The 25034-nt window shown below is 70.2% G+C and carries 38 protein-coding genes; 3 read left to right on the top strand and 35 right to left on the bottom strand.

Features of this window, described 5'->3' with window-relative positions:
- Positions 1–44 precede the first annotated feature (44 nt).
- From L6241_RS11410 to L6241_RS11365, 10 genes are all read right to left on the bottom strand, one after another.
- The gene (locus L6241_RS11410) at positions 45–1070 is read right to left on the bottom strand and encodes a DNA-directed RNA polymerase subunit alpha (RefSeq protein ID WP_368246284.1); all 1026 of its coding nucleotides are present in this window, start codon (positions 1068–1070) and stop codon (positions 45–47) included.
- A 168-nt stretch (positions 1071–1238) separates the two neighbouring features.
- On the bottom strand, positions 1239–1847 hold the full coding sequence (gene rpsD / locus L6241_RS11405) for a 30S ribosomal protein S4 (protein WP_354587180.1): 609 nt from the start codon (positions 1845–1847) through the stop codon (positions 1239–1241).
- Positions 1848–1873: 26 nt separating this feature from the next.
- Positions 1874–2272, bottom strand: coding sequence for a 30S ribosomal protein S11 (gene rpsK, locus L6241_RS11400; protein ID WP_068277192.1), 399 nt, complete (start codon positions 2270–2272; stop codon positions 1874–1876).
- The gene (gene rpsM, locus L6241_RS11395) at positions 2272–2649 is read right to left on the bottom strand and encodes a 30S ribosomal protein S13 (protein ID WP_068277189.1); all 378 of its coding nucleotides are present in this window, start codon (positions 2647–2649) and stop codon (positions 2272–2274) included. The genes rpsK and rpsM overlap by 1 nt, the downstream gene beginning before the upstream one ends.
- 254 nt (positions 2650–2903) lie before the next feature.
- A complete protein-coding gene (gene rpmJ, locus L6241_RS11390) occupies positions 2904–3017 on the bottom strand; it encodes a 50S ribosomal protein L36 (protein WP_006592630.1) in 114 nt (37 codons plus the stop codon).
- Between the two features lie 82 nt (positions 3018–3099).
- A complete protein-coding gene (gene infA / locus L6241_RS11385; protein WP_007928045.1) occupies positions 3100–3321 on the bottom strand; it encodes a translation initiation factor IF-1 in 222 nt (73 codons plus the stop codon).
- A gap of 196 nt (positions 3322–3517) precedes the next feature.
- Positions 3518–4510 carry a methylmalonyl Co-A mutase-associated GTPase MeaB gene (meaB, locus tag L6241_RS11380; RefSeq protein ID WP_368246282.1) on the bottom strand — a complete coding sequence of 331 codons (993 nt, stop codon included), beginning with the start codon at positions 4508–4510 and terminating at the stop codon, positions 3518–3520.
- Complete coding sequence (gene scpA / locus L6241_RS11375) at positions 4503–6698, bottom strand: methylmalonyl-CoA mutase (RefSeq protein ID WP_368246281.1); 2196 nt, start codon at positions 6696–6698, stop codon at positions 4503–4505. Before scpA ends, meaB begins: the two co-directional genes overlap by 8 nt.
- On the bottom strand, positions 6695–8575 hold the full coding sequence (locus L6241_RS11370) for a methylmalonyl-CoA mutase family protein (protein ID WP_368246280.1): 1881 nt from the start codon (positions 8573–8575) through the stop codon (positions 6695–6697). The genes scpA and L6241_RS11370 overlap by 4 nt, the downstream gene beginning before the upstream one ends.
- A 168-nt stretch (positions 8576–8743) precedes the next feature.
- Positions 8744–9250, bottom strand: a complete 507-nt coding sequence (locus tag L6241_RS11365) for a winged helix-turn-helix transcriptional regulator (RefSeq protein ID WP_368246278.1) — start codon at positions 9248–9250, stop codon at positions 8744–8746.
- Positions 9251–9632: 382 nt separating this feature from the next.
- Between L6241_RS11365 and L6241_RS11360 the strand changes: the two genes are divergently transcribed.
- The 3 genes from L6241_RS11360 to L6241_RS11350 are packed head-to-tail and all read left to right on the top strand — an operon-like array spanning position 9633 to position 11014.
- On the top strand, positions 9633–9998 hold the full coding sequence (locus L6241_RS11360; protein ID WP_368246277.1) for a dihydrofolate reductase family protein: 366 nt from the start codon (positions 9633–9635) through the stop codon (positions 9996–9998).
- A gap of 12 nt (positions 9999–10010) precedes the next feature.
- Positions 10011–10589, top strand: coding sequence for a dihydrofolate reductase family protein (locus L6241_RS11355; protein WP_368246276.1), 579 nt, complete (start codon positions 10011–10013; stop codon positions 10587–10589).
- The gene (locus tag L6241_RS11350) at positions 10586–11014 is read left to right on the top strand and encodes an SgcJ/EcaC family oxidoreductase (RefSeq protein ID WP_368246274.1); all 429 of its coding nucleotides are present in this window, start codon (positions 10586–10588) and stop codon (positions 11012–11014) included. The genes L6241_RS11355 and L6241_RS11350 overlap by 4 nt, the downstream gene beginning before the upstream one ends.
- A gap of 3 nt (positions 11015–11017) precedes the next feature.
- Here L6241_RS11350 and map read toward each other — a convergent pair whose 3' ends face one another.
- From map to L6241_RS11225, 25 genes are all read right to left on the bottom strand, one after another.
- Entirely contained in the window at positions 11018–11866 is an 849-nt protein-coding gene (gene map / locus L6241_RS11345; protein WP_368246272.1) for a type I methionyl aminopeptidase, read from the bottom strand.
- A 14-nt stretch (positions 11867–11880) separates the two neighbouring features.
- Positions 11881–12444, bottom strand: coding sequence for an adenylate kinase (locus L6241_RS11340; protein ID WP_252974654.1), 564 nt, complete (start codon positions 12442–12444; stop codon positions 11881–11883).
- A gap of 1 nt (position 12445) precedes the next feature.
- Positions 12446–13771: a preprotein translocase subunit SecY gene (gene secY, locus L6241_RS11335; RefSeq protein ID WP_123092231.1), complete on the bottom strand. Its 1326-nt coding sequence runs from the start codon at positions 13769–13771 to the stop codon at positions 12446–12448.
- 204 nt (positions 13772–13975) lie between these two features.
- Positions 13976–14458 carry a 50S ribosomal protein L15 gene (rplO, locus tag L6241_RS11330; protein WP_068277166.1) on the bottom strand — a complete coding sequence of 161 codons (483 nt, stop codon included), beginning with the start codon at positions 14456–14458 and terminating at the stop codon, positions 13976–13978.
- A 2-nt stretch (positions 14459–14460) separates the two neighbouring features.
- On the bottom strand, positions 14461–14643 hold the full coding sequence (gene rpmD, locus L6241_RS11325; protein ID WP_123092232.1) for a 50S ribosomal protein L30: 183 nt from the start codon (positions 14641–14643) through the stop codon (positions 14461–14463).
- Positions 14643–15308 (bottom strand): 30S ribosomal protein S5, encoded by a 666-nt coding sequence (gene rpsE / locus L6241_RS11320; protein ID WP_252974653.1) that lies wholly within the window; start codon positions 15306–15308, stop codon positions 14643–14645. Before rpsE ends, rpmD begins: the two co-directional genes overlap by 1 nt.
- A gap of 37 nt (positions 15309–15345) precedes the next feature.
- Positions 15346–15720: a 50S ribosomal protein L18 gene (gene rplR, locus L6241_RS11315; RefSeq protein ID WP_068277158.1), complete on the bottom strand. Its 375-nt coding sequence runs from the start codon at positions 15718–15720 to the stop codon at positions 15346–15348.
- Positions 15721–15723: 3 nt separating this feature from the next.
- Positions 15724–16260 (bottom strand): 50S ribosomal protein L6, encoded by a 537-nt coding sequence (gene rplF / locus L6241_RS11310; protein WP_068277153.1) that lies wholly within the window; start codon positions 16258–16260, stop codon positions 15724–15726.
- A gap of 11 nt (positions 16261–16271) precedes the next feature.
- Complete coding sequence (rpsH, locus tag L6241_RS11305; protein ID WP_068277152.1) at positions 16272–16670, bottom strand: 30S ribosomal protein S8; 399 nt, start codon at positions 16668–16670, stop codon at positions 16272–16274.
- Between the two features lie 145 nt (positions 16671–16815).
- Positions 16816–17001 (bottom strand): type Z 30S ribosomal protein S14, encoded by a 186-nt coding sequence (locus L6241_RS11300; protein WP_068277143.1) that lies wholly within the window; start codon positions 16999–17001, stop codon positions 16816–16818.
- Between the two features lies 1 nt (position 17002).
- On the bottom strand, positions 17003–17581 hold the full coding sequence (gene rplE, locus L6241_RS11295; protein WP_201467617.1) for a 50S ribosomal protein L5: 579 nt from the start codon (positions 17579–17581) through the stop codon (positions 17003–17005).
- 1 nt (position 17582) lies between these two features.
- The gene (gene rplX / locus L6241_RS11290) at positions 17583–17921 is read right to left on the bottom strand and encodes a 50S ribosomal protein L24 (RefSeq protein WP_068277138.1); all 339 of its coding nucleotides are present in this window, start codon (positions 17919–17921) and stop codon (positions 17583–17585) included.
- A 3-nt stretch (positions 17922–17924) separates the two neighbouring features.
- Entirely contained in the window at positions 17925–18293 is a 369-nt protein-coding gene (gene rplN / locus L6241_RS11285) for a 50S ribosomal protein L14 (protein WP_068277134.1), read from the bottom strand.
- Positions 18290–18577, bottom strand: a complete 288-nt coding sequence (gene rpsQ, locus L6241_RS11280; protein WP_290125443.1) for a 30S ribosomal protein S17 — start codon at positions 18575–18577, stop codon at positions 18290–18292. The genes rplN and rpsQ overlap by 4 nt, the downstream gene beginning before the upstream one ends.
- Complete coding sequence (rpmC, locus tag L6241_RS11275; protein ID WP_068277123.1) at positions 18574–18831, bottom strand: 50S ribosomal protein L29; 258 nt, start codon at positions 18829–18831, stop codon at positions 18574–18576. The genes rpsQ and rpmC overlap by 4 nt, the downstream gene beginning before the upstream one ends.
- Positions 18831–19250, bottom strand: a complete 420-nt coding sequence (gene rplP, locus L6241_RS11270; RefSeq protein ID WP_068277117.1) for a 50S ribosomal protein L16 — start codon at positions 19248–19250, stop codon at positions 18831–18833. The genes rpmC and rplP overlap by 1 nt, the downstream gene beginning before the upstream one ends.
- Complete coding sequence (gene rpsC, locus L6241_RS11265) at positions 19250–20068, bottom strand: 30S ribosomal protein S3 (RefSeq protein ID WP_068277115.1); 819 nt, start codon at positions 20066–20068, stop codon at positions 19250–19252. The genes rplP and rpsC overlap by 1 nt, the downstream gene beginning before the upstream one ends.
- Positions 20068–20475, bottom strand: coding sequence for a 50S ribosomal protein L22 (gene rplV, locus L6241_RS11260; protein WP_123092234.1), 408 nt, complete (start codon positions 20473–20475; stop codon positions 20068–20070). The genes rpsC and rplV overlap by 1 nt, the downstream gene beginning before the upstream one ends.
- On the bottom strand, positions 20475–20756 hold the full coding sequence (gene rpsS / locus L6241_RS11255; RefSeq protein WP_068277107.1) for a 30S ribosomal protein S19: 282 nt from the start codon (positions 20754–20756) through the stop codon (positions 20475–20477). The genes rplV and rpsS overlap by 1 nt, the downstream gene beginning before the upstream one ends.
- A gap of 15 nt (positions 20757–20771) precedes the next feature.
- Entirely contained in the window at positions 20772–21608 is an 837-nt protein-coding gene (gene rplB / locus L6241_RS11250; protein WP_068277103.1) for a 50S ribosomal protein L2, read from the bottom strand.
- An 18-nt stretch (positions 21609–21626) separates the two neighbouring features.
- Positions 21627–21926, bottom strand: coding sequence for a 50S ribosomal protein L23 (gene rplW, locus L6241_RS11245; protein ID WP_068277101.1), 300 nt, complete (start codon positions 21924–21926; stop codon positions 21627–21629).
- Positions 21923–22573, bottom strand: coding sequence for a 50S ribosomal protein L4 (gene rplD / locus L6241_RS11240; protein ID WP_068277100.1), 651 nt, complete (start codon positions 22571–22573; stop codon positions 21923–21925). Before rplD ends, rplW begins: the two co-directional genes overlap by 4 nt.
- 1 nt (position 22574) lies before the next feature.
- Positions 22575–23231, bottom strand: a complete 657-nt coding sequence (gene rplC, locus L6241_RS11235; protein ID WP_191562938.1) for a 50S ribosomal protein L3 — start codon at positions 23229–23231, stop codon at positions 22575–22577.
- 16 nt (positions 23232–23247) lie between these two features.
- Positions 23248–23556, bottom strand: a complete 309-nt coding sequence (gene rpsJ / locus L6241_RS11230) for a 30S ribosomal protein S10 (RefSeq protein ID WP_012867945.1) — start codon at positions 23554–23556, stop codon at positions 23248–23250.
- 370 nt (positions 23557–23926) lie between these two features.
- The gene (locus L6241_RS11225; RefSeq protein ID WP_252974652.1) at positions 23927–25033 is read right to left on the bottom strand and encodes a YihY/virulence factor BrkB family protein; all 1107 of its coding nucleotides are present in this window, start codon (positions 25031–25033) and stop codon (positions 23927–23929) included.
- Position 25034 lies beyond the last annotated feature (1 nt).

Here is a 25034-nt window from a genome sequence, read left to right as displayed (position 1 = left end):
CTTGAGTTGCAAGCCGACCCGGACGGGTCAGGCCGTCGGGTGGGTCAGAGCTGCTCGTCCTCGACGAAGGACTGGTCGTCCTCGTAGTCCTCGTCGCCGTAGCTGTCGACGATCTGGCTCGGGTCGAAGCCGGGAGGGCTGTCCTTGAGGGCCATGCCCATGCCGTGCAGCTTGGCCTTGACCTCGTCGATCGACTTCGCGCCGAAGTTGCGGATGTCGAGCAGGTCGGCCTCGCTGCGACCGACGAGCTCGCCGACGGTGTGGATGCCCTCGGGCTTGAGGCAGTTGTAGGACCGGACGGTGAGGTCGAGGTCCTCGATCGGCAGCGCCATGTCCGCGGCGAGCGCGGCGTCGGTCGGCGACGGGCCCATGTCGATGCCCTCGGCCTCGACGTTGAGCTCACGGGCCAGGCCGAAGAGCTCGACGAGCGTCTTGCCGGCGGAGGCCATGGCGTCGGCCGGGGTCATCGAGCTCTTCGTCTCGACGTCGACGACGAGACGGTCGAAGTCGGTGCGCTGCTCGACACGGGTCGCCTCGACCTTGTAGGTCACGGCGAGGACCGGGCTGTAGATGGAGTCGACCGGGATGCGGCCGATCTCCTGCTCGCCGGACTTGTTCTGCTGGGCCGAGACGTAGCCGCGGCCGCGCTCGACGGTGAGCTCCATCTCGACGGAGCCCTTGTCGTTGAGCGTCGCGATGTGCAGGTCCGGGTTGTGGACCTCGACCCCGGCCGGGGGGTTGATGTCCGCGGCGGTGACGGGGCCGGAGCCGGTCTTGCGCAGGTACATGACGACCGGCTCGTCGTTCTCCGAGGAGACGACGAGGCTCTTGAGGTTGAGGATGATCTCCGTGACGTCCTCCTTGACCCCCGGGATCGTGGAGAACTCGTGGAGCACGCCGTCGATCCGGATGGAGGTGAGGGAGGCACCCGGGATGCTGCTCAGCAGGGTGCGACGCAGGGAGTTGCCCAGCGTGTAGCCGAAGCCCGGCTCGAGGGGCTCGATGACGAACCGCGAGCGGTTGTCGGCGACGACGTCCTCGCTGAGGGTGGGGCGCTGTGCGATGAGCACGGTTGTTCCTTCCCACGGGCGACCGCTATATGACGCCTCGTGATGCTGCCGGTGCGACCCGGCTGGTCGTCGCGCATCGGTCCGCGACGACGACCCTGGTGGTCCTCGGACCGGGGGCTCCCCCTTCGCCTCAGGGACGAAGGGGGAGCCACCGGGCAGATCCGAGGATCAGTTCTTCGAGTAGAGCTCGACGATCAGCTGCTCGGTGAGCGGGGTGTCGATCTGCTCACGGGTCGGCAGCTGGTGCACGAGGATCTTCAGGCTGCCCGGGACGACGTGGAGCCACGCCGGGACGGGACGCTCGCCGAAGGTCTCACGCGCGAGCTGGAAGGGGAAGCTCTCCACGGACTGCTTGCGCACCGTGATGATGTCGTACTGCTCGACGCGGTGGCTGGGGACGTCGGTCCGCACGCCGTTGATCTCGAAGTGACCGTGGGTCACGAGCTGACGCGCGTGACGACGGGTCCGGGCGAGACCGGTGCGGTAGATGACGTTGTCCAGACGCGACTCGAGGATGATGAGCAGGTTCGAGCCGGTCTTGCCGGGGCGGTTGGCCGCCTCCTTGTAGTACCGGACGAACTGCTTCTCCATGACGCCGTAGGTGAAGCGGGCGCGCTGCTTCTCCTGGAGCTGGGTGAGGTACTCCTTCTCCTGGATCCGACGACGGCCGTGCTGGCCGGGCGGGAAGGGACGGAGCTCGAAGTTCTTGTCGCCGCCGACGAGGTCGAGCTTGAGGCGACGGGACTTCTTGGTGATGGGGCCGGTGTAACGAGCCATGGTCTATATCTCCTAGGTTCCCGTGCTCAGACGCGACGGCGCTTGGGCGGACGGACCCCGTTGTGCGGGCTGGGCGTGACGTCGCTGATCGCGCCGACCTCGAGGCCGGCAGCGGTCAGGGAGCGGATCGCGGTCTCACGACCGGAGCCCGGGCCCTTGACGAAGACGTCGACCTTGCGCATGCCGTGCTCCATGGCGCGACGCGCGGCGGCCTCGGCGGCCATCTGCGCGGCGTAGGGGGTCGACTTGCGCGAGCCCTTGAAGCCCACCTGGCCGGCGGAGGCCCAGGAGATCACCGCACCGGTCGGGTCGGTGATGGAGATGATCGTGTTGTTGAACGTGCTCTTGATGTGGGCCTGGCCCACGGCGACGTTCTTCTTGACCTTGCGACGCACCTTGGCGCCGGAACGGGTCTTGGGGGGCATTACTTACCAACCTTCTTCTTGCCGGCGACGGTGCGCTTCGGGCCCTTGCGGGTGCGCGCGTTGGTCTTGGTGCGCTGACCGCGCACGGGCAGACCGCGACGGTGACGCAGACCCTCGTAGGTGCCGATCTCGACCTTGCGGCGGATGTCGGCGGCGACCTCGCGGCGGAGGTCACCCTCGAGCTGGCAGTTGGCCTCGAGCCAGTCGCGCAGGGCGACGAGCTGGGTGTCGTCGAGGTCCTTGACGCGGGTGCTCGGGTCGACGCCGGTGGCGGCGAGGGCCTTCTGCGAGGTCGTGCGACCGACGCCGAAGATGTAGGTCAGTGCGACCTCGGCGCGCTTCTCGCGCGGGAGGTCCACTCCAACAAGACGTGCCATCTTGTGGTGTTTCCTTGTCTGTGCATCCGGAGGTCGTGGTGCAGCACCGGTCCGAGGAGCTCTCCCCGCACCTGGGCGGGGTCCTGCGGTCCTCGGCCTCCGGGCCGAGGGTGACGTCCTGCGCGGCGCGACTGCGCCGCCAGATCCGGCCGCGAGGCGGCCTTCTTCAGGGGTCGGGTGCTGCGTGCGGTGTGTACGTGTCGTGAAGCTCTATGACGTGGTGCTGGGCCCGTGAGGGCCCGGGTGGGTCGCGATCAGCCCTGGCGCTGCTTGTGGCGCAGGTTCTCGCAGATCACCATGACCCGACCGTTGCGGCGGATCACCTTGCACTTGTCACAGATCTTCTTGACGCTCGGCTGAACCTTCACTGCCAACTCGTCCTTGGTCGATCTGTCCCGAGCCCCAGATGGGTGCCGGGTCGTACGTGCGTCTGGTCGGGCGGCCCGACCGTCAGCGGTAGCGGAAGACGATGCGGCCGCGGGTCAGGTCGTACGGGCTGAGCTCGACGACAACCTTGTCCTCGGGGAGGATCCGGATGTAGTGCTGACGCATCTTGCCCGAGATGTGGGCGAGAACCTTGTGACCGTTCGTCAGCTCGACCCGGAACATCGCGTTCGGGAGTGCTTCGACGATCGTGCCCTCGACCTCGATGACACCGTCCTTCTTGGCCATATCCTCTCAATCCGTGTGATTGGGGCCCTCTGGATGAGGACGCCCGGGGACGCCCCGCGCGCGCAGCACGCACACGAGAGCGACGCCCCATCCTACGGGACCGGGTGAGGACCCACGAAATCGGGTGAGCAGCACCGGTGGGCCGTCGCCCGGGGGGCGGCGCGCTCGGCGCTCGGCCCGCGGGTCAGCCCGCAGGTCAGCCCGGCGCGAGGTCGCGGGCGTAGGCGTCGAGCACCCGGCGAGCGGCGTCGACGGCGCTCACGCGACCCGAGGCGACGTCCTCGCCGACGTCGGCGACGACCTCGCGGACCGCGGGGCTGCGCCGGACCCCGTCGCGCAGCTCGGCGTCGACCATCGCCCACATCCAGCTCGTCTGCTGCTCGCGGCGCCGGGCCTCGAGCGAGCCGTGCTCGGTGAGGTAGGCGCGGTGGTCGAGGACCGCCTGCCACACCTCGTCGAGACCGGCGCCGGTCTGGGCGCTGCACGTGAGGACCGGGGGTCGGCGGGCAGAGGGGTCGGGGTTCATGAGGCGCATCGCGCCGCTCAGCTCGCGGGCGGCGACGCGGGCGTCGCCCTCGTGCGGCCCGTCGGCCTTGTTGACGGCGATGACGTCGGCCATCTCGAGGATGCCGCGCTTGATGCCCTGGAGCTGGTCGCCGCCGCGGGCGAGGGCGAGCAGGAGGAAGGTGTCGACCATCTCGGCGACGGCCACCTCGGACTGGCCGACGCCGACGGTCTCGACGAGCACGACGTCGAAGCCCGCGGCCTCGAGCACGAGCATCGACTCGCGCGTGGCCCGGGCGACACCGCCGAGGTGGCGGCCCGAGGGCGAGGGCCGCACGAAGGCGTCCTCGGTGCTCGTCAGGCGCGCCATCCGGGTGCGGTCGCCGAGGACAGAGCCGCCGGTGCGCGAGGACGAGGGGTCGACGGCGACGACCGCGACCCGGTGGCCCTGCTCGACGAGCCGGGTGCCGAGGGCATCGATGAAGGTCGACTTGCCGGCCCCCGGGATGCCGGAGATGCCGACGCGCACTCCCCCGCCGGTCTCGGGCGCGATCTGCTCGAGCAGGGCTCGCGCCTGGTCGCGGTGGTCGGGGCGCGAGGACTCGACGAGCGTGATCGCCCGGGCGACGTGCGCGCGCGAGCGTGCCCGCACCCCGGCGACGAGATCGGCGACCGGGTCAGGCATCGCCCGACGCACGCTCCTGCAGCCGGGCGACGAGACGCACTGCCGCGTCGGCGATGACGGTCCCGGGCGGGTAGATGTCGTCGGCCCCCGCGGCGCGCAGCTCCTCGAAGTCCTGGTCGGGGATGACCCCGCCGACGACGATCATGAGGTCCTGGCGCCCCAGGGCGTCGAGCTCGCGGCGCAGCGCCGGCACGAGGGTGAGGTGCCCCGCGGCCAGCGAGCTCACCCCGACGACGTGCACGTCCGCCTCGACCGCCTGGCGGGCGACCTCTGCGGGGGTTTGGAAGAGCGGGCCCACGTCGACGTCGAAGCCGAGGTCGGCGAAGGCGGTCGCGATGACCTTCTGGCCGCGGTCGTGCCCGTCCTGGCCCATCTTCGCGACGAGGATGCGCGGACGACGCCCCTCCTGCTGCTCGAAGTCCTCGACGGCGGCCTGGGCCTCTCGCACCGAGCCGCTCCCCTTCGCCTCGTCCCGGTACACACCCGAGATCGTACGGATCTGGGCGGTGTAGCGGCCGTAGACCTCCTCGAGCGCGGCCGACATCTCTCCGACCGTCGCCTTGGCGCGCGCCGCGTCGATGGCGAGCGCGAGGAGGTTGGTCTCCATGTCGCCGCCGTCGGCACGGGCGGCCTGCGTGAGCGCCGCGAGCGCGGCCTGCGTCTCCTCCTCGTCGCGCTCGGCGCGCAGGCGCTCCAGGCTCGCGACCTGGCTCGCGCGCACCGCGGCGTTGTCGACCTTGAGCACCTCGATCGGCTCGTCCTCGTCGACGGGGTAGGTGTTGACGCCGATGACCGGCTGGGCCCCGGAGTCGATGCGCGCCTGGGTGCGGGCGGCCGCCTCCTCGATGCGCATCTTCGGGATCCCGGCCTCGATCGCCTTCGCCATGCCGCCGGCCGCCTCGACCTCCTCGATGTGCGCCCACGCCCGCTGCGCGAGGTCGTGGGTGAGCCGCTCGACGTAGGCGCTGCCGCCCCAGGGGTCGATGACGCGGCAGGTGCCCGACTCCTGCTGCAGGACGATCTGGGTGTTGCGGGCGATCCGCGCGGAGAAGTCGGTCGGCAGCGCGATCGCCTCGTCGAGCGCGTTCGTGTGCAGGCTCTGCGTGTGGCCCTGGGTGCTCGCCATCGCCTCGACCCCGGTGCGCACGACGTTGTTGAAGACGTCCTGCGCGGTGAGGCTCCACCCCGAGGTCTGGCTGTGGGTGCGCAGCGAGAGCGACTTGGGGTTGCCCGGCTCGAAGCCCTCCTGCACGAGCCGTGCCCACAGCAGCCGGGCGGCCCGCAGCTTGGCGACCTCCATGAAGAAGTTCATCCCGATGGCCCAGAAGAAGGACAGCCGCGGGGCGAAGCGGTCGACGTCGAGCCCCGCGTCGCGCCCGGCGCGGATGTACTCGACGCCGTCGGCGAGGGTGTAGGCGAGCTCGAGGTCCTGAGTCGCCCCGGCCTCCTGCATGTGGTAGCCGGAGATGGAGATCGAGTTGAAGCGCGGCATCCGCCGGCTGGTGAAGGCGAAGATGTCGGAGATGATCCGCATCGACGGCTCGGGCGGGTAGATGTAGGTGTTGCGGACCATGAACTCCTTGAGGATGTCGTTCTGGATGGTGCCGCTCAGCTGCTCCGGGCTCACCCCTTGCTCCTCGGCCGCGACGACGTAGAGCGCGAGGACCGGCAGGACCGCGCCGTTCATCGTCATCGACACCGACATCTGGTCGAGCGGGATCCCGTCGAAGAGGGTGCGCATGTCGTAGATCGAGTCGATCGCCACGCCGGCCATCCCGACGTCTCCCTCGACCCGGGGGTGGTCGGAGTCGTAGCCGCGGTGGGTCGCGAGGTCGAAGGCGACGGAGAGCCCCTTCTGCCCGGCCGCGAGGTTGCGCCGGTAGAAGGCGTTGGACTGCTCGGCCGTCGAGAAGCCCGCGTACTGCCGGATCGTCCACGGCTGGTTGACGTACATCGTCGGGTAGGGGCCGCGCAGGTAGGGCGCGGCGCCGGGGACGGTGCGCAGGAAGTCCAGGCCCGCGGTGTCGGCCTCGGTGTAGACGGGCGCGACGGTGATGTGCTCGGGGGTCTGCCACCCGTCGGCCGCGCCGGGCACCTGCTCGAGCATCTCGGCCCAGCGCGCGGCGGCGTCCTCGCCGGGCAGGCCCTCGCCGAGCGAGGCGGTGGACAGGTCGGGGATCGCGCTCATCGGGCGCCTCCATCCGTCGTCGTGGTCACGTCGTCCCCGGCCCCGAGCCGGGTGAGCAGGTCGGAGAGGAGGGCGACGACGTCGACGCCCTCACGGGCCTCGACGACGCCGTGGTCGCCCTCGCCGAGCTCGCCCGCCCGTCCGGCGAGCACGACGTGCTCGACGCCCGCGCCGCGCAGCGCGGCGACGACCTCGGGCCCGTGCTCGGCGTTGACCCGGGGCGAGGTCGCGAGGACGGCGACCGGCAGGGCGCTGTCGCGGGCCGCCGCAGCGGCCGCGTCGGCGTCGGCGCCGTCGACGAGACGGGCGCCGATGCCGGCGACGGCGAGCAGGTTCGTCGCGAAGGTCTGACGGGCCCCGAAGTCCCGGCGGCTGCCGGGGCTGACGACGAGCACCGTCGGGTCGTCGAGCCGGGCGGCCCGGGCGCGCAGACGCTCGAAGACCTCGCCGTCGCGGTGGCGGGGCAGACCCCCCGACGGGGGCTGGGGGCGGGGTGCGCGCTGCAGCGGCGTCTCGCCGGCGAGCGGGAAGGTCGAGGTGCCGGTGAGCGGGACCTGCCGGGTCGTGAGGCCGCGCAGGCGCTCCTGCCACATCGCCTCGAGCCCGCGGGCGAGCGAGCCGTCGGCGAGCGCCGCCGCCACTCCCCCGGACGCGTCGAGCTCGCCGAGCCGCGCCCAGGCGCGCTCGGCCATCTCGTCGGTGAGGGCCTCGACGTACCAGGAGCCACCGGCGGGGTCGGCGACGGCCGCGACGTGGCTCTCGAGCGCGAGCAGGCTCTGGGTGTTGCGGGCCAGACGGCGGGAGAAGGCCTCCGGCAGCCCGAGCGGGGTGTCGTAGGGCAGCACGGTGATGGCATCGGCGCCGCCGACGCTCGCGCCGAGGCAGGCGATCGTGCCGCGCAGGACGTTGACCCAGGGGTCGGTCGCGGTGAGCATCCGGCCGGAGGTCACGGCGTGGACGCGCGCCGCCCGGGCCCGCTCCGGCACGTCCGCGAGCTCGCCGACGCGGGCCCACACCCGCCGTAGGGCGCGCAGCTTGGCGATCGTCGTGAACTGGTCGGCGGTCACGGCGACGCGCACGTCGATGCTCGCGAAGGCCTCGGCGGCGTCGACCCCCTGCTCCTCGAGCGCGCGGACGTAGGCGACCGCGGTGGCCACGGCGAGCGCGACCTCCTCGACGTCATGCGCCCCGGCGTCGTGGTAGACGCGGGTGTCGACGGTGAGGGCGCGCACGTCGGTCAGCGCCGCCGCGCGGGTGACGAAGGGGGCGAGCCCGGCGAGGTCGGCGGCTGCGCCGGTCGCCGCGGCGGCGCCGAGCGGGTCCAGCCCGAGACCGGAGCCGGGGGCGAGCTCGGGCGCGGCCTCGAGGAGGTCGAGCAGCGCCTCGGCCGCGGGCCGCTGGGCGGTCGTCGAGGAGACGACGACCGGGGCCATGCCGAGGTGGACGCCGTCGAGCGCCCCCGCGAGGTCAGCGGGCTCGAGGTGGCCGTCCCCGACCGCGAGCCACAGCGAGGTGACGCCCCGCTCGAGGTCGACGAGGGCCGCGCGGCTCGTCGCGGCCGCGTCTCCCCCTTCGTGCAGGGCGCGCACGTCCCACGGCTGGTCGGGTCGGCGCGGGCCGGTGCCGCGCGTGAAGGGCATGGCCCCGGGCACGCCGAGCGGTCGTTCCTGCGCGGGCCGGGTATAGAGCGGGCGCACGACGACGCCGTCGGGCAGAGTCGTCGACAGCGCCTCGACCGCCTCGTCGGGGCCGATCACGTCGTCCTCGGCGCGGCTCTTGCCGACGACCTGCGCGGCCAGCTCGCGCCAGCGTGCCTCGTCGGTGGGCGCGAAGCCCTCGGCCAGCGGCATGACCTCGGTCGGCCGGGCAGACATCATGTGCGCATCGCTCCTCGGGGGCGGCTCGGACGGCTCCTGCACGCATGCCGGGCAGCGGCGGGACGTCGTCAGGCTACCGGCGGGCAGGCCGGCTCAGACTGAGAGATCCCGCACAGCGGCACGGCCCTGGCGGGTCGGCGGGACACCCGCCTCCGGCACCCGTCCGGCTCACCCGTCGGCGAGCCGGCGGGCGACCTCGGCCTCGTCGGCGGCGTGCAGCCGCTCCCTCGCTCGCGGCCCGGTCGCGGGCGGCAGCGGGGCACCGAGGTGGGCGGCGCGCAGCTCGTCCATGAGCTCGGCGACGAGCCCGGGCCCGCCCTCCTCGAGCAGCCGCTGGCGCACGGTGAGCTCGGGCGCCGTCTCGCGGTGCGCCCGCCCCCACGTGCCGAGCGCGACGAGCACGGGCAGGGTCTGGATGCCGGCCTCGGTGAGGGAGTACCTGGCGCGGTGACCGCGCCCGGCGTCCTCGCGCACGAGCAGGCCCGCGGCGACGAGGTCGCGCAGCCGGGCGGCGAGGACGTTGCTCGCGATGCCCTCGAGCGACCCGGAGAGCAGCTCGCGGAAGTACCGACGGTCGCCGAAGATCATGTCGCGCAGGACGACGGCGCTCCACGGGTCGCCGAGCACCTCGACCCCCCGGTTGATCGGGCAGCCCGATCTCGGCTCGGTGCGCATCGTCCCCCTTCGTCCCGCTCGTCCGGCAAGTGGTTGCGCTGCGCAATCACCCTACTCTACGGTGAGGAGCGGTTGCGCAGCGCAACCACCTGACCGGCAGGAGCGCCATGTCCGAGGTCGTCGTCACCCAGCTGAGCGTCTCGCTCGACGGCTACGCCACGGGCGAGCCGCAGACCCTCGAGCAGCCCATGGGCCATGCCACCGGTCGTCTCCACGAGTGGATGATGCCGCCGGACCAGCCCGGGGGCGGGCGCGCCCGCGACGGCGTCGACGGGGCGTTCGCCGCGCTCGGGTGGGACGGCTCGGTCGGTGTCGAGATCATGGGGCGGCGCACGTTCGGGCCGCCGACCGGGCCGTGGACCGACGTGGAGTGGCAGGGGTGGTGGGGGCCGCGCCCTCCCTTCGAGACCCCCGTCGTCGTCCTCACCCACCACCCGAGGCCGACCCTGCACCTCGAGGGGGCACGAGCTTCCACTTCGTCGATGCCTCCCCCGCCGAGGCTCTCGAGGTCGCCCGCGGGCTCGCCGACGGGCGGGACGTGCGCGTCGGCGGAGGCCCGAGCACGGTGCGCGACTTCGTCGCCGCCGGACTCGTCGACCGGATGCACGTCGTCGTCGTGCCCGTCCTCCTCGGCCGCGGGGTCTGCCTCTGGGAGGGGCTCGAGGGTCTCGAGGAGCGCTACGACGTCGAGACCGTGGTCTCGCCCGCCTCGGGCGTGAGCCATCTGACCTTCGTGACGAAGCACTGACAGGAGAGCGGCATGGGACGGCTGATCTACGCGATGACCACCACCCTCGACGGGTTCGTCGACGACGCGGGCGAGGCCACCGAGCCCGACCGCGAGCTGCACGAGCACTTCAACCGGATGCAGGAGCGGCTCGTCCTCGACGTCTACGGGCGTCGGATGTGGGAGACGATGCGCTACTGGCAGGACCCGCCCGCCGAGGACCTCGAGGTCCCCTACGTGCGCGAGTACACGCAGGCCTGGCAGGACACCGACCGGGTCGTCGTCTCGCGCACCCTCACCGCGCTCGACGCGCCGCGGACCACCCTGTGGCCCGAGCTCGACGTCGACCGCCTGCGGGCCCTCGTCGCCGAGGCCGACGGCGACGTCTCCGTCGGCGGGCCGACCCTCGCGGGCGCCGCCCTGCGCGCCGCCCTGCGCGCCGGCCTCGTCGACGAGGTGAGCGCGTATGTCGGGCCCCGCGTGGCCGGCGCCGGGTCGCGCCGCTTCGTGCCCGAGGGCCTGCCGCTCGAGCTGCGCCTGCGCGAGACCGAGCGCTTCGCGAGCGGCGTCGTCGCCCTCGTCTACGACGTCGTCGGCGGGGGCACGCGGTGAGCGCCGAGCAGGAGGTGCGGGCGCTGCTCGACGAGCGTGTCGCCGCGGTCACCGCGAAGGACCCCGCTCCCCTGCTCGCCCGCATGGCCGACGAGCTCGACAGCTTCGGCGTCACCCCGCCGCACCGGGTCAGGAGTCGCGACGCCATGGCGGCCGGCCTGCAGGCGTGGTTCGCCGGGTACGCCTCCGACATCGGGTACGCGGTGCACGAGCTCGAGGTGCGCGCGGACGGCGATCTCGCGGTCGCGACCTTCGTCTACGCCGTGAGCGGCACGCTGCGCTCGGGCGACGAGGTCGACATGTGGGTGCGGGCGACGGCGGTCCTGCAGCGGCGTGCCGGGCGCTGGCTGGTCGTGCACCAGCACGAGTCGGTCCCGTGGGACCCGACGACCGACCAGGGTGTCATGCGGCCCGGGTCGGCGTAGCGGTCAGTCGAGCGGGCCGAAGGGGGCGCCCGCCGCCGTGAGCTCGGCCTCGCCGCCGTCGATCGCGGTGAGCACCCACAGGCCGCGCTCGGTGATCGCGACGGAGTGCTCCCAGTGCGCGGCCCTCGAGCCGTCGTCGGTGACGATCGTCCAGTCGTCGGGCAGCACGTGGTTGTCCTGCGAGCCGAGGGTCACCATCGGCTCGACGCAGATCGTCGTGCCGACCGGGGTCGCCGGGCTGCGCCCGGTGTGCCGGTAGTTCGGGACCTGCGGTGGCATGTGCATGTCCTCGCCGATGCCGTGGCCGACGTAGTCGAGGACGATGCCGTACTCGTGGTCGTGCTCCCGGCCGGAGGCGATGATCGAGTCCTCGACGGCCGCGCCGACGTCGCTGATCCGTCCCCCAGCCCGCAGCGCGGCGATGCCCGCCCACATCGAGGCGCGGGTGGCCTCGGACAGGCGCAGGTCGCGCGGTCGCGCGGCCTCCTCGCCGCCGACGACGACGGTCATCGCCGCGTCGCCGTTCCACCCCTGCACCTGGGCGCCGCAGTCGATGCTCAGCAGGTCTCCGGCGACCAGGACCCGCTCGCCGGGGATGCCGTGGACGACTTCGTCGTTGACCGAGGTGCACAGCGTGTGCGAGTAGCCCGGCACGAGCTGGAAGTTCGGGATGCCGCCGTGGTCGCGGATGTGCTGCTCGGCGAGGGCGTCGAGCTGGGCAGTCGTCACGCCCTCGCGCACCTCGCCGCGCAGCATCTCCAGGGTGCGGCCGACGAGGAGCCCGGCGACGCGCATGAGCGCGATCTGCTCCGGGGTCTTCGCGACGACGCGCTCGCGACCCATCCAGCCCATCTGACGACCTGCGCTCAGGCCTGCAGGGCCGCGGCGATGCGCTCGCTGACCTCGTCGACCTCGCCCATGCCGTCGACCTCGACGAGCAGGCCGCGCTCGCGGAAGACCGCGGCGAGGGGCTCGGTCTCGCGGGTGTAGATCGCCTGACGCTCGCGGATGACCTCCTCGGTGTCGTCGGCACGACCCTCGGTCTGCGCGCGCTTGAGCAGCCGGGCGACGACCTCGTCGGTCTCGACGGTGAGCATGAGCACCTTGTCGACGGCCCGGTCGTGCTTGGCGAGCATCGCGTCGAGCGCGCTCACCTGACCGGTCGTGCGGGGGTACCCGTCGAGCAGGAAGCCCGGCTCGCAGTCGGCCTCGTCGAGACGGGACTCGACGATCGCGTTCGTCACGTCGTCGGGCACGTAGCCGCCCGCCGCGGTGATCTCCTTGACCTGCAGGCCGAGAGGGGTCTCGGCCTTGATGTTGGCGCGGAAGATGTCACCGGTGGAGATGGCGGGGATGCCGTAGCGCTCGGCGATCCGGGTGGCCTGCGTGCCCTTGCCGGCCCCGGGCGGGCCGAAGATGATCAGTCGCATGTCAGCGGAGGAACCCTTCGTATTCACGTTGCTGGAGCTGGGACTCGATCTGCTTCACCGTCTCCAGACCGACACCGACCATGATGAGGATCGAGGTGCCGCCGAAGGGGAAGTTCTGGTTGGCGCCGACGAGGACGAGGGCGATGAGCGGGATGAGCGAGACCAACGACAGGTAGATGGCGCCCGGCACGGTGATCCGGGTCAGCACGTAGCTCAGGTACTCGGCCGTGGGTCGCCCGGCCCGGATCCCTGGGATGAAGCCACCGTACTTCTTCATGTTGTCCGCGACCTCGGTGGGGTTGAACGTGATCGAGACGTAGAAGAAGGTGAAGAAGAAGATCAGCCCGGTGAAGACGGCGATGTAGACCCACGTCGGCTGCGAGGGGTTGAAGTGCGTCTGCAGCCAGGTCACCCAGCCGGCGGTGTTGCCGCCGGGGTCCTGACGGAACTGCGAGATCATCAGCGGCAGCGAGAGCATCGAGCTGGCGAAGATCACCGGGATGACGTTGGCCATGTTGACCTTGATGGGGATGTACGTCGAGGTCCCGCCGTACATCTGGCGCCCGACCATCCGCTTCGCGTACTGCACCGGGATGCGGCGCTGGCTCTGCTCGACGAAGACGACGGCCGCGATGATGAGCAGCCCGATGCCGATGACGAGGAAGAAGATGTCCCAGCGGCCCTCGCGCTGCTGGATCGCCCACAGCGAGCCGGGGAAGGTCGCGGTGATCGAGGTGAAGATCAGCAGGGACATGCCGTTGCCGACGCCCTTGTCCGTGATGAGCTCGCCGAGCCACATGATCAGGCCCGTGCCGGCGGTCATCGTCAGCACCATGATGAGGATGCTCGGCATCGACTCGCGGTAGAGGATGTTCGTGCAGTTCGCGTTGCCGAAGAGCTGGCTGGGGTTGCGGGCGAAGGTGATGAAGGTCGCCGACTGCAGCACGGCCAGCGCGATCGTCAGGTAGCGCGTGTACTGGGTCATCTTCGCCTGACCCTGCTGGCCCTCCTTCTTCAGCGCCTCGAAGCGCGGGATGACGACCGTCAGCAGCTGCACGATGATGCTCGCCGTGATGTACGGCATGATCCCGAGCGCGAAGATCGACAGCTGGAGCAGCGCTCCCCCGCTGAAGAGGTTGGCCATCCCGAGGAAGGTCGAGCTCGCGTCGTCACGGGCACCCGCGACGCAGGCGCGCACGGCGGCCGCGTCGACGTTCGGGGTCGGCACGTGCGACCCGAGGCGGAAGAGCACGACGATGCCCAGCGTGAAGAGCAGCTTGCGACGCAGGTCCGGCGTACGGAACGCACGGGTGAAGGCGGAGAGCACCTGATCCTCCAGATTTCACCGGGTCCACCCGTGATCGACGGGTGCTCCGGTGGCGGGGGGTGAAGACTGAAGCACGATACCCGGCGCACCCGGGGCGGGCGAACGGGGTGGGCGTGAGGGGTGACGCGTCACACGTCGTGACCGACGGCGAAGGGGTCCGCCAGGCTGTGCCCGTCGGACCCCTTCGTCAGTGGCCGTGGTGGATCAGGCGCCGGTGATGGAACCGCCGGCAGCCTCGATCTTCTCCTTGGCGCTCGTGGAGAACGCGTCCACGGTCATGTCGACCGCGACGGTGATCTCGCCGGAGCCGAGGACCTTGACGAGCTGGCCCTTGCGGACCGCGCCCTTGGCGACGAGGTCGTCGACCGTCACGGAACCACCCTCGGGGAAGAGAGCGGAGACGCGGTCGAGGTTGACGACCTGGTACTCCGTCTTGAAGGGGTTCTTGAAGCCGCGGAGCTTCGGCAGACGCATGTGCAGCGGCGTCTGCCCGCCCTCGAAGCCGGCCGGGACCTGGTAGCGGGCCTTCGTGCCCTTCGTACCGCGACCGGCCGTCTTGCCCTTGGAGCCCTCACCGCGACCGACACGGGTCTTCGCGGTCTTGGCGCCCGGGGCGGGACGCAGGTGGTGGACCTTGAGAGCGTGGCTCGAGGCCTCGTTCTCGGTGGTCTTCTTGGCGTCAGCCATGATCAGTCAACCTCCTCGACGGCCACGAGGTGCGCGACCGTACGGACCATGCCACGGATCTCCGGGCGGTCCTCCTTGACGACGACGTCGCCGATGCGCTTCAGACCGAGGCTGCGCAGCGTGTCACGCTGGTTGCTCTTGCCACCGATCTCGGAACGGGTCTGGGTGACCTTCAGCCGCGGCATCAGGCACCTGCCTTCGCGTCGGCGGCCTCACGGGCCTCCTGGCGACCGGCGGCCTGGGCGCGCAGCATCGCGGCCGGGGCGACCTCGTCCAGCGGCAGACCGCGGCGGGCGGCCACGGCCTCCGGACGCTCGAGACCCTTGAGGGCCGCGACCGTCGCGTGGACGATGTTGATCGCGTTGTCCGACCCGAGCGACTTGCTCAGGACGTCGTGGATGCCGGCGCACTCGAGCACCGCACGCACCGGACCACCGGCGATGACACCGGTACCGGGCGAGGCGGGACGGAGCAGGACGACACCCGCGGCGGCCTCACCCTGGATGGGGTGAGGGATGGTGCCCTGGATGCGGGGCACCTTGAAGAACGACTTCTTGGCCTCCTCGACACCCTTGGCGATCGCCGCGGGCACCTCCTTGGCCTTGCCGTAGCCCACGCCCACCGTGCCGTCGCCGTCACCGACGATGACGAGAGCGGTGAAGCTGAAGCGACGACCACCCTTGACGACCTTGGAGACGCGGTTGATGGTCACGACGCGCTCGAGGTACTGGCTCTCGGCGGCGCGGTTGTCGCGGCCGCCGTCGCGGCGGCCCCCGCGGTTGTCACCGCGGTTGTTGGAGCGCTCGTTGGTGCCTGCGGCACCGGCGCCTCGACGCTGGGGTCCGGGCATCAGATGTTCCTCTTCTCGACAGTCTGCTTCTGCGACATCACAGGGCCAGCCCACCTTCGCGGGCACCGTCGGCGATCGCGGCGACGCGGCCGTGGTACTTGTTGCCACCACGGTCGAAGACGACGGCCTCGACACCGGCAGCCTTGGCGCGCTCGGCGACGAGCTCACCGACCTTCTTGGCCTGCTCGGTCTTGCCACCGGTGACGGTGCGGACGTCGGCCTCCATCGTCGACGCGGAGGCGACGGTCTTGCCCACGGTGTCGTCGACGACCTGGACGAAGACGTGCCGGCTCGAGCGGCTGACGACCAGGCGCGGACGGACCGCGGTACCGGTGATCTTCTTGCGCACGCGCAGGTGGCGGCGGCCTCGCGCGGCAACCTTGCCCTTGGCGCGCTTGACAGTCATAGCCATGGCTTACTTACCAGCCTTTCCGACCTTGCGGCGGATGTGCTCGCCCTCGTAGCGGACACCCTTGCCCTTGTACGGGTCGGGCTTGCGGAGCTTGCGGATGTTGGCGGCGACCTCACCGACGAGCTGCTTGTCGATGCCCTGCACCGAGAAGCGGGTGGGGTTCTCGACGGCGAAGGTGATGCCCTCCGGCGCGTCGACCGTGATCGAGTGGCTGTAGCCGAGCGCGAACTCGAGCGAACCGCCCTTGTTCTGCACGCGGTAACCGGTGCCGTGGATCTCGAGCTTCTTCGTGTAGCCCTCGGTCACGCCGACCACCATGTTGTTGATGAGCGAGCGGGTCAGCCCGTGCAGGCTGCGGGACTCGCGAGCGTCGTCGGGGCGGGTGACGGCGACGCCGTCCTCACCCTTCTCGACGGAGATGGGCTGGGCCACGACGTGGCTCAGCTCGCCCTTGGGGCCCTTGACGGTCACCGTCGGGCCGTCGATGGTCACGTCGACACCGCTGGGGATGGCGACCGGGAGTCGTCCGATACGCGACATGTTGCTCTCCCTTACCAGACGTAGGCGAGGACTTCCCCACCCACACCCTTGCTAGCGGCCTGCTTGTCCGTGAGGAGACCGGAGGACGTCGAGATGATCGCGACGCCCAGGCCACCGAGGACCTTCGGCAGGTTGGTCGACTTGGCGTACACGCGCAGACCGGGCTTGGACACCCGGCGCACCCCGGCGATGGAGCGCTCTCGGTTCGGGCCGTACTTGAGGTTGATCGTCAGCGTCTTGCCGACGGTCGCGTCGGCGACGGTCCAGCCCGCGATGTAGCCCTCGGCCTGGAGGATCTCCGCGATGTGCGACTTGAGCTTGGAGTACGGCATGGAGACGTCGTCGTGGTGCGCCGAGTTGGCGTTCCGCACGCGGGTCAGCATGTCCGCAATCGGGTCGGTCATGGTCATGGGCTTCTCTTGCCCTTCCTCATCGCGGTTTCACGGTCGGAGGGGATCTCCGGGCGACCTGCGATGTAGAACGTCGGGGGTTGCGGCGGGTGCCGCGGTGGCCGGCGGGCCGAGGTGTCTCACCTCGGCCCTCCGGCCGGGGTGGTCACCAGCTCGACTTGGTGACACCGGGCAGCTCGCCGCGGTGCGCCATCTCGCGCAGGCAGATCCGGCACAGGCCGAACTTGCGGTAGACCGAGTGGGGACGGCCGCAGCGCTGGCAGCGGGTGTAGCCCCGCACCTTGAACTTCGGCTTCTTGTTGGCCTGGTTGACCAGGGCAGTCTTCGCCATGTCAGTTCTCCTTGAAGGGGAAGCCGAGCTGCTTGAGCAGGGCGCGGCCCTCGTCATCGTTGGTCGCCGTGGTGACCACGGTGATGTCCATGCCGCGGACCCGGTCGATCTTGTCCTGGTCGATCTCGTGGAACATCGACTGCTCGGTGAGGCCGAAGGTGTAGTTGCCACGACCGTCGAACTGCTTGGGCGACAGACCGCGGAAGTCGCGGATGCGCGGCAGGGCGACGGAGACGAGGCGGTCCAGGAACTCCCACATCCGGTCGTTGCGCAGCGTCGTGTGCGCACCGATCGGCATGCCCTCGCGCAGCTTGAACTGCGCGATGGACTTGCGGGCCTTGGTCACCTGCGGCTTCTGGCCGGTGATGGCGGTGAGGTCGCGGATCGCGCCCTCGATGAGCTTGCTGTCCTTGGCCGCGTCGCCGACACCCATGTTGACGACGACCTTGACCAGACCGGGGATCTGCATGACGTTCGGGTAGCCGAACTGCTCCTGCAGGGCGCCCTTGATCTCGTCCTGGTAGCGCGTCTTGAGGCGCGGGGCGACCGAGGTCGCGGGGGTCTCGATGGTCTCAGTCATCTCAGAGGTCCTTGCCCGAGCGGCCCGCGACGCGGGTCCGGCTCGTCTTCGTCTTGCCGTCACGCTCGACGCTCTCGACGCGGGTCTTGATCCGGGTCGGCTTGTTGTCCTCCGGGTCGACGACCGCCACGTTGCTCACGTGGATCGGCGCCTCCTGGACGACGAGGCCGCCGGCCTGGCCACCCACGCCCGCCTTGGTGTGGCGGGTGACGCGGTTGACGCCCTCGACGACGACGCGCTGCGTCTCGGTGTGGACGGCGATGACCTTGCCCTGCTTGGTCTTGTCCTTGCCGGACAGGACCTGCACGAGGTCACCCTTCTTGATCTTCATCTTCGCCATGGCTCAGAGCACCTCCGGCGCCAGCGACACGATCTTCATGAACTTCTTGTCGCGCAGCTCGCGGCCGACAGGGCCGAAGATGCGGGTGCCACGGGGGTCACCGTCGTTCTTGAGGATCACGGCGGCGTTCTCGTCGAACTTGATGTAGGAGCCATCGACGCGGCGACGCTCCTTGGTCGTGCGCACGATGACGGCCTTGACGACGTCACCCTTCTTGACGTTGCCGCCAGGGATCGCGTCCTTGACGGTCGCCACGATGGTGTCGCCGATGCCGGCGTAGCGACGGCCGGAGCCGCCGAGCACGCGGATGCACAGGATCTCCTTGGCGCCGGTGTTGTCGGCCACCCGGAGACGGGACTCTTGCTGGATCACTTGGCCTTCTCCAGAATCTCGACGAGGCGCCAGCGCTTCGTCGCCGACAGCGGGCGGGTCTCCATGATGAGGACGTGGTCGCCGATACCGGCGGAGTTCGCCTCGTCGTGCGCCTTCACCTTGTGGCTCTTGCGCATGACCTTGCCGTAGAGCGCGTGCTTGACGCGGTCCTCGACCTCGACGACGACGGTCTTGTCCATCTTGTCGCTGACGACGTAGCCACGGCGGGCCTTGCGGTAGTTGCGCGCCTCGGTCACGGTCTCATCCTTCACGTTCTCGCTCACTTGCTCTCACCGGTCCCGTCCGTCGTGCTGGGGCCCTGACCGATGCGCAGCTCGCGCTCACGCATCTCGGTGTAGATCCGGGCGATGTCCTTGCGGACGGCGCGCAGCCGGCCGTGGGACTCCAGCTGGCCGGTGGCCGACTGGAAACGGAGGTTGAAGAGCTCCTCCTTGGCCTTGCGCAGCTCGTCGACCAGACGGTCGTCGGCCAGCTCACGCAGGTCCGAGGGAGTCAGGTCCTTGGATCCGACTGCCATCAGATGTCACCACCTTCACGCGCGATGAAGCGGCACTTCATCGGCAGCTTGTGCATGGCCAGACGCATGGCCTCGCGGGCGACCTCTTCCGAGACGCCGGAGAGCTCGAACATGACGCGGCCGGGCTTGACGTTGGCGACCCACCACTCGGGCGAACCCTTGCCGGAACCCATGCGGGTCTCAGCAGGCTTCTTCGTGAGCGGACGGTCGGGGTAGATGTTGATCCACACCTTGCCGCCACGCTTCATGTAGCGGGTCATGGCGATACGAGCAGACTCGATCTGGCGGTTGGTGACGTAGGCCGGCTCGAGAGCCTGGAGGCCGTAGTCACCGAAGGCGATCGTCGTGCCGCCCTTGGCCATCCCCGAACGCTTCGGGTGGTGCTGCTTGCGGTGCTTCACTCGACGAGGAATGAGCATCAGCGGTTCTCTCCCTCGGTGCTCGGGGCGGACGCGGCCGGGGCCTCGGCGGGAGCCTCGGTGGCCTGCGGGGCGGAGCCCTGGTCGTTGCGACGGGCACGGGCGGGACGGTCGTCGCGGTCGCGGCGGGGGCCGCGGCCACGCGGGGCGGCGGACGCCTGCTGCGCGGCGAACTCCTTCTCCGTCATGTCGCCCTTGTAGATCCAGACCTTGACGCCGATACGGCCGAAGGTCGTGCGGGCCTCGTAGAAGCCGTAGTCGATGTTCGCGCGGAGGGTGTGCAGCGGCACGCGACCCTCGCGGTAGAACTCGCTGCGGGACATCTCGGCGCCGCCGAGACGACCGGAGCACTGGATCCGGATGCCCTTGGCACCGGCGCGCTGCGAGGACTGGATGCCCTTGCGCATGGCGCGACGGAAGGTCACACGAGCAGCGAGCTGCTCGGCGATGCCCTGGGCGACGAGCTGAGCCTCGATCTCGGGGTTCTTGACCTCGAGGATGTTCAGCTGGACCTGCTTGCCGGTGAGCTTCTCGAGCTCGCCGCGGATGCGGTCGGCCTCGGCGCCGCGGCGACCGATGACGATGCCCGGACGCGCGGTGTGGATGTCGACGCGGACGCGGTCACGCGTGCGCTCGATCTCCACGCGGGCGATGCCGGCGCGCTCCATGCCCGTCGAGAGCAGCTTGCGGATCGCGACGTCTTCCTTGACGTAGTCGCGGTAGCGCTGCCCCTCCTTGTTGGAGTCGGCGAACCAGCGGCTCTTGTGGTCGGTGGTGATACCCAGGCGGAAGCCGTGCGGGTTGATCTTCTGACCCATCAGCGGGTCCCTCCCTTCGCGGCCTTCTCAGGCTTCGCGGTGACGACCACGGTGATGTGGCTCGTGCGCTTGTTGATCCGGCCGGCGCGACCCTGCGCACGCGGACGGAACCGCTTCATCGTCGGGCCCTCGTCCACGAAGGCGGCCGAGACGACGAGGTTGCGCTCGTCGAAGGGCTCACCGAGCTCGTCCGAGCGGACGCGCAGATTCGCGATGGCGGACTGCAGGACCTTGAGGGTCTGCTCCGAGGCAGCCTGCGGCGCGTACATGAGCGTCGCGATGGCGGTCTGGGTGTCCTTGCCACGGATGAGGTCGACGACCCGTCGGGCCTTCATCGGGGTGATGCGCGTGTGACGCGCGACAGCCCGGGCCTCAAGGGCGGGGGTCTGGGTGGTGTCGGTAGCCATCAGCGACGCCGTCCCTTCTTGTCGTCCTTCACGTGACCGCGGAAGGTGCGGGTCGGTGCGAACTCGCCGAGCTTGTGACCGACCATCGCCTCGGTGACGAACACCGGGACGTGCTTGCGGCCGTCGTGCACGGCGAAGGTGTGCCCGAGCATGTCGGGGCTGATGACCGATCGGCGAGACCAGGTCTTGATGACGTTCTTGCTGCCCGCTTCGTTCTGAGCGTCCACCTTCTTCTGAAGGTGGTCGTCGATGAAGGGGCCCTTCTTCAAACTACGAGGCATGTCTCAGGCTCCTACTCAGCGCTTCTTGCCAGTACGACGGCGGCGGACGATGAGCTTGTCGCTCGCCTTGCCCGGACGTCGGGTCCGGCCCTCCGGCTGGCCCCACGGGGAGACGGGGTGACGGCCACCAGAGGTGCGTCCCTCGCCACCGCCGTGCGGGTGGTCCACGGGGTTCATGACGACACCACGGACGGTCGGGCGCTTGCCCTTCCAGCGCATGCGGCCTGCCTTGCCCCAGTTGATGTTGCTCTGCTCGGCGTTGCCGACCTCGCCGACGGTGGCGCGGCAGCGCACGTCGACGCGACGGATCTCACCGGAGGGCATGCGCAGCGTGGCGTAGGGGCCCTCCTTGCCGAGGAGCTGGATGCTCGTGCCGGCCGAGCGGGCCAGCTTGGCGCCGCCGCCCGGACGCAGCTCGACCGCGTGGATCGTCGTACCGGTCGGGATGTTGCGCAGCGGCAGGTTGTTGCCCGGCTTGATGTCGGCACCAGGGCCGGCCTCGATCGGGTCGTGCTGCTTGAGCTTGTTCGGCGCGAGGATGTAGCGCTTCTCGCCGTCGGCGTAGTGCAGCAGCGCGATGCGCGCGGTGCGGTTGGGGTCGTACTCGATGTGCGCGACCTTGGCCGGCACCCCGTCCTTGTCGTGACGACGGAAGTCGATGACACGGTAGGCGCGCTTGTGGCCACCACCGATGTGACGGGTCGTGATACGACCGCTGGCGTTGCGGCCACCGGACTTGCTCAGCGGACGGACGAGGGACTTCTCCGGCGTGGACCGGGTCACCTCGACGAAGTCGGCGACGGAGCTGCCGCGGCGACCGGGCGTGGTCGGCTTGTACTTACGGATACCCATGGTTACGTTCCTCTACCTTCAGCCCTGGCCACCGAAGATGTCGATCGAGCCCTCGCGGAGGGTGACGATCGCACGCTTGGTGTCCTTGCGCTTGCCGATCCCGAAGCGGGTACGGCGCGTCTTGCCCGGGCGGTTCATGGTGTGGACCGAGTCGACCTTGACCTCGAAGATCTGCTCGACGGCGATCTTGATCTCGGTCTTGTTGGCCCGCGGGTCGACGAGGAAGGTGTACTTGCCCTCATCGAGCAGCGCGTACGACTTCTCCGAGACGACCGGACGGATGAGGATGTCGCGGGGGTCCTTGACGGTGGTGCTCACTTGGCGACCTCCTCGGTCTTCGTGGCGGGACCGGCGACGAAGGCGTCGAGCGCGGCCTGGGTGAAGACCACGTCGTCCGCGCAGAGCACGTCGTAGGTGTTGAGCTGGTCGGCCCACAGGACGTGGACGTCGGCGAGGTTGCGCACGCTCTTGGTCGACAGGACGTCCGAGCGGTCGAGGACCACGAGGAGGTTCTTGCGCTCCGAGAGCGAGCCGAGGACGCCGGCGACCGACTTCGTCGACGGGGCGTCGCCCTCGACGAGGGCGGACATCACGTGGATGCGGCCGTGGCGAGCCCGGTCCGAGAGGGCCCCGCGCAGGGCGGCGGCCTTCATCTTCTTGGGCGTGCGCTGGCTGTAGTCACGCGGCTGCGGGCCGTGGACGACGCCACCGCCGGCGAACTGCGGCGCGCGGGTCGAGCCCTGACGGGCGCGGCCGGTGCCCTTCTGGCGGTACGGCTTGCGCCCACCGCCGCGGACCTCGCCGCGGGTCTTCGTCGAGTGCGTGCCCTGGCGCGCCGCGGCGAGCTGGGCGACGACCACCTGGTGGATCAGGGGGACGTTGGTCTGCACGTCAAAGATCTCGGCGGGCAGGTCCACCGTGCCGGACTTCTGGCCGGCCGGGCTGAGGATGTCGATGGTCGGCACGTCAGGCTCCCTTCACCGCGTTGCGGACGAGGACGACGCTGCCGCGGGGGCCGGGGACGGCGCCCTTGACGAGCAGCAGACCCTTCTCGGCGTCGACGGCGTGGATCGTCAGGTTCTGGGTGGTCTGGCGCACGCCACCCATGCGGCCGGCCATGCGCATGCCCTTGAAGACACGGCCCGGGGTGGCGCAGCCACCGATGGAGCCCGGCTTGCGGTGGTTCTTGTGCGCACCGTGCGAGGAGCTCACGCCGTGGAAGCCGTGACGCTTCATGACGCCGGCGAAGCCCTTGCCCTTGGTCGTCGCGGTGACGTCGATCTTCTCGCCACCGGCGAAGGTCTCGGCGGTCAGCTCCTGGCCGAGCGAGTACTGCGAGGCGTCAGCCGTGCGCATCTCGATGCTGTAGCGGCGCGGGGTGACCCCGGCCTTGGCGAAGTGCCCGGCCTCCGGCTTGTTCACCTTGCGCGGGTCGATGGACCCGTAGGCGATCTGGACGGCGTCGTAGCCGTCGGTGCCGGTGGTGCGGACCTGGGTGACGACACACGGGCCAGCCTGGATGACGGTCACCGGGACGAGGCGGTTCTCGTCGTCCCAGACCTGGGTCATACCGAGCTTCTCGCCGAGGACACCCTTGACGGTCTTGTCGATAACAGTAGTCATAACGTCGTCCCTGCGATCAGAGCTTGATCTCGATGTTGACGTCCGCCGGCAGGTCGAGTCGCATGAGCGAGTCGACGGCCTTCGGCGTCGGGTCGATGATGTCGATGAGGCGCTTGTGGGTACGCATCTCGAAGTGCTCGCGGCTGTCCTTGTACTTGTGCGGCGACCGGATCACGCAGAAGACGTTCTTCTCCGTGGGCAGCGGCACAGGGCCAACAACGGTGGCGCCGGCACGGGTCACCGTGTCGACGATCTTGCGCGCCGAGCTGTCGATGACCTCGTGGTCATACGACTTCAGTCGGATGCGGATCTTCTGTCCGGCCATCTGAGCCTTGTCTCTTTCTCGCCGTCGTGCAGTGGTCTGTGGTTCGTCTCGCCCGGGCGTCCGACCCACGCGGTCGGGTGTGTCGCACCCGTTCCGCGGCGCACGTCATCCCATAGATATGACGTCCGAGTCGGCAGTCCGGTCGAGCCGGAACTTGATCCATCCGGTGTGTCGCCCCGCCGTCGTGCAGCGGTTCGATGCGTTTCACCAGGGTCCACGACGGGCACGTGAGTACCCGGCGTGCATCAAGCAACCCACCCAGTGTGCCAGAGGCGGGGCGAGGCGGCCAAATCGACCTAGCACTCCCCCTTCGCCGGCGCCCGCACCACGTCGTGCGTGGCGCGTCGCGCCGGGGGCGAAGGGGGATCCCTCAGTCCTTGCTCGAGCCGCCCTGGGGCGCCTCGTCGGCGAGCGAGCCGCCCTGCTCGCGGACGCTCTCGTAGCGCAGAGCGCGACCCTGCTCGATGTGCTCGTCGAGCTTCTCGGCCGCCTTGTCGGACTGGCGGGTGTCTCGGGGCGGCAGCTGGAGGGTCTCCTCGGCCTTGATCCCCGCCTGGAGCTGGCGCCCGCGCTCGAGCTCGGAGTCGAGCTCGGCGCCGAGCAGGAGCACGTTGTTGATGATCCACAGCCACAGCAGGAAGACGATGACGCCCGCGAGCGAGCCGTAGGTCTCGTTGTACTTGCCGAAGTTCGCCACGTAGAAGCCGAAGCCGACGGAGGCGAGGATCGCGACGACGATCGCCAGGCCCGCCCCCGGGCTGACCCAGGTGAACTTCGGCTGCCGCACGTTCGGGGTGAAGTAGTACAGCGAGGCGATCATCACGACGACGAGCAGCAGGATCACCGGCCATTTGGCGATGTTCCACACGGTGACCGCGGTGTCACCCAGACCGATGACCGAGCCGATGCTCTCTGCGACCGGGCCCGACACCGTCAGCCCGAGGAGGATGAGGGCCGCCATGACGACGAGGCCGGCGGTGAGCAGCAGCATCTGGGGGCGCAGCTTCCACACCGGCCGACCCTCGTCGATGTCATAGATCCGGTTCATCGCGCGCCCGAAGGCCCCCACGTACCCCGACGCCGACCACAGGGCGCCGGCGAGACCGACGACGAGGGTGAGGCCGGCGCCGCTGGCACCGACCATGCTCGTGACCGGACCCCTCAGCTGCTCGGCCGCCGTCGACGGTCCGATGTCGTCGACGATGTCGAGCAGGGCCTGGACGGTCGTCTCCCCCTGCCCGAAGACGCCGAGCAGCGAGACGAGTGCGAGCAGCGCCGGGAAGAGGGAGAGCACCGAGTAGTAGGTCAGCGCCGCCGCCAGGTCGGTGCACTGGTCACGGGTGAACTCGCCGAGCGCGCTCTTGAGCGAGTAGCCCCACGTCCTCCCCTTCAGCTCGGGGGGGTTGTCGGGCTTGCGGGGGTCCTCCGGGTCGGGTGCGGTCGACCCCTTCGCCGCCGCCTCGCCTGTGCTCGCCATG

It is taken from the genome of Janibacter sp. Y6, assembly GCF_040900765.1.
Taxonomy (GTDB): domain Bacteria; phylum Actinomycetota; class Actinomycetes; order Actinomycetales; family Dermatophilaceae; genus Marihabitans; species Marihabitans melonis.
The sequence above is the reverse complement of the archived record's forward strand: the minus strand, read 5'-3'. Positions and strand labels throughout refer to the sequence as shown.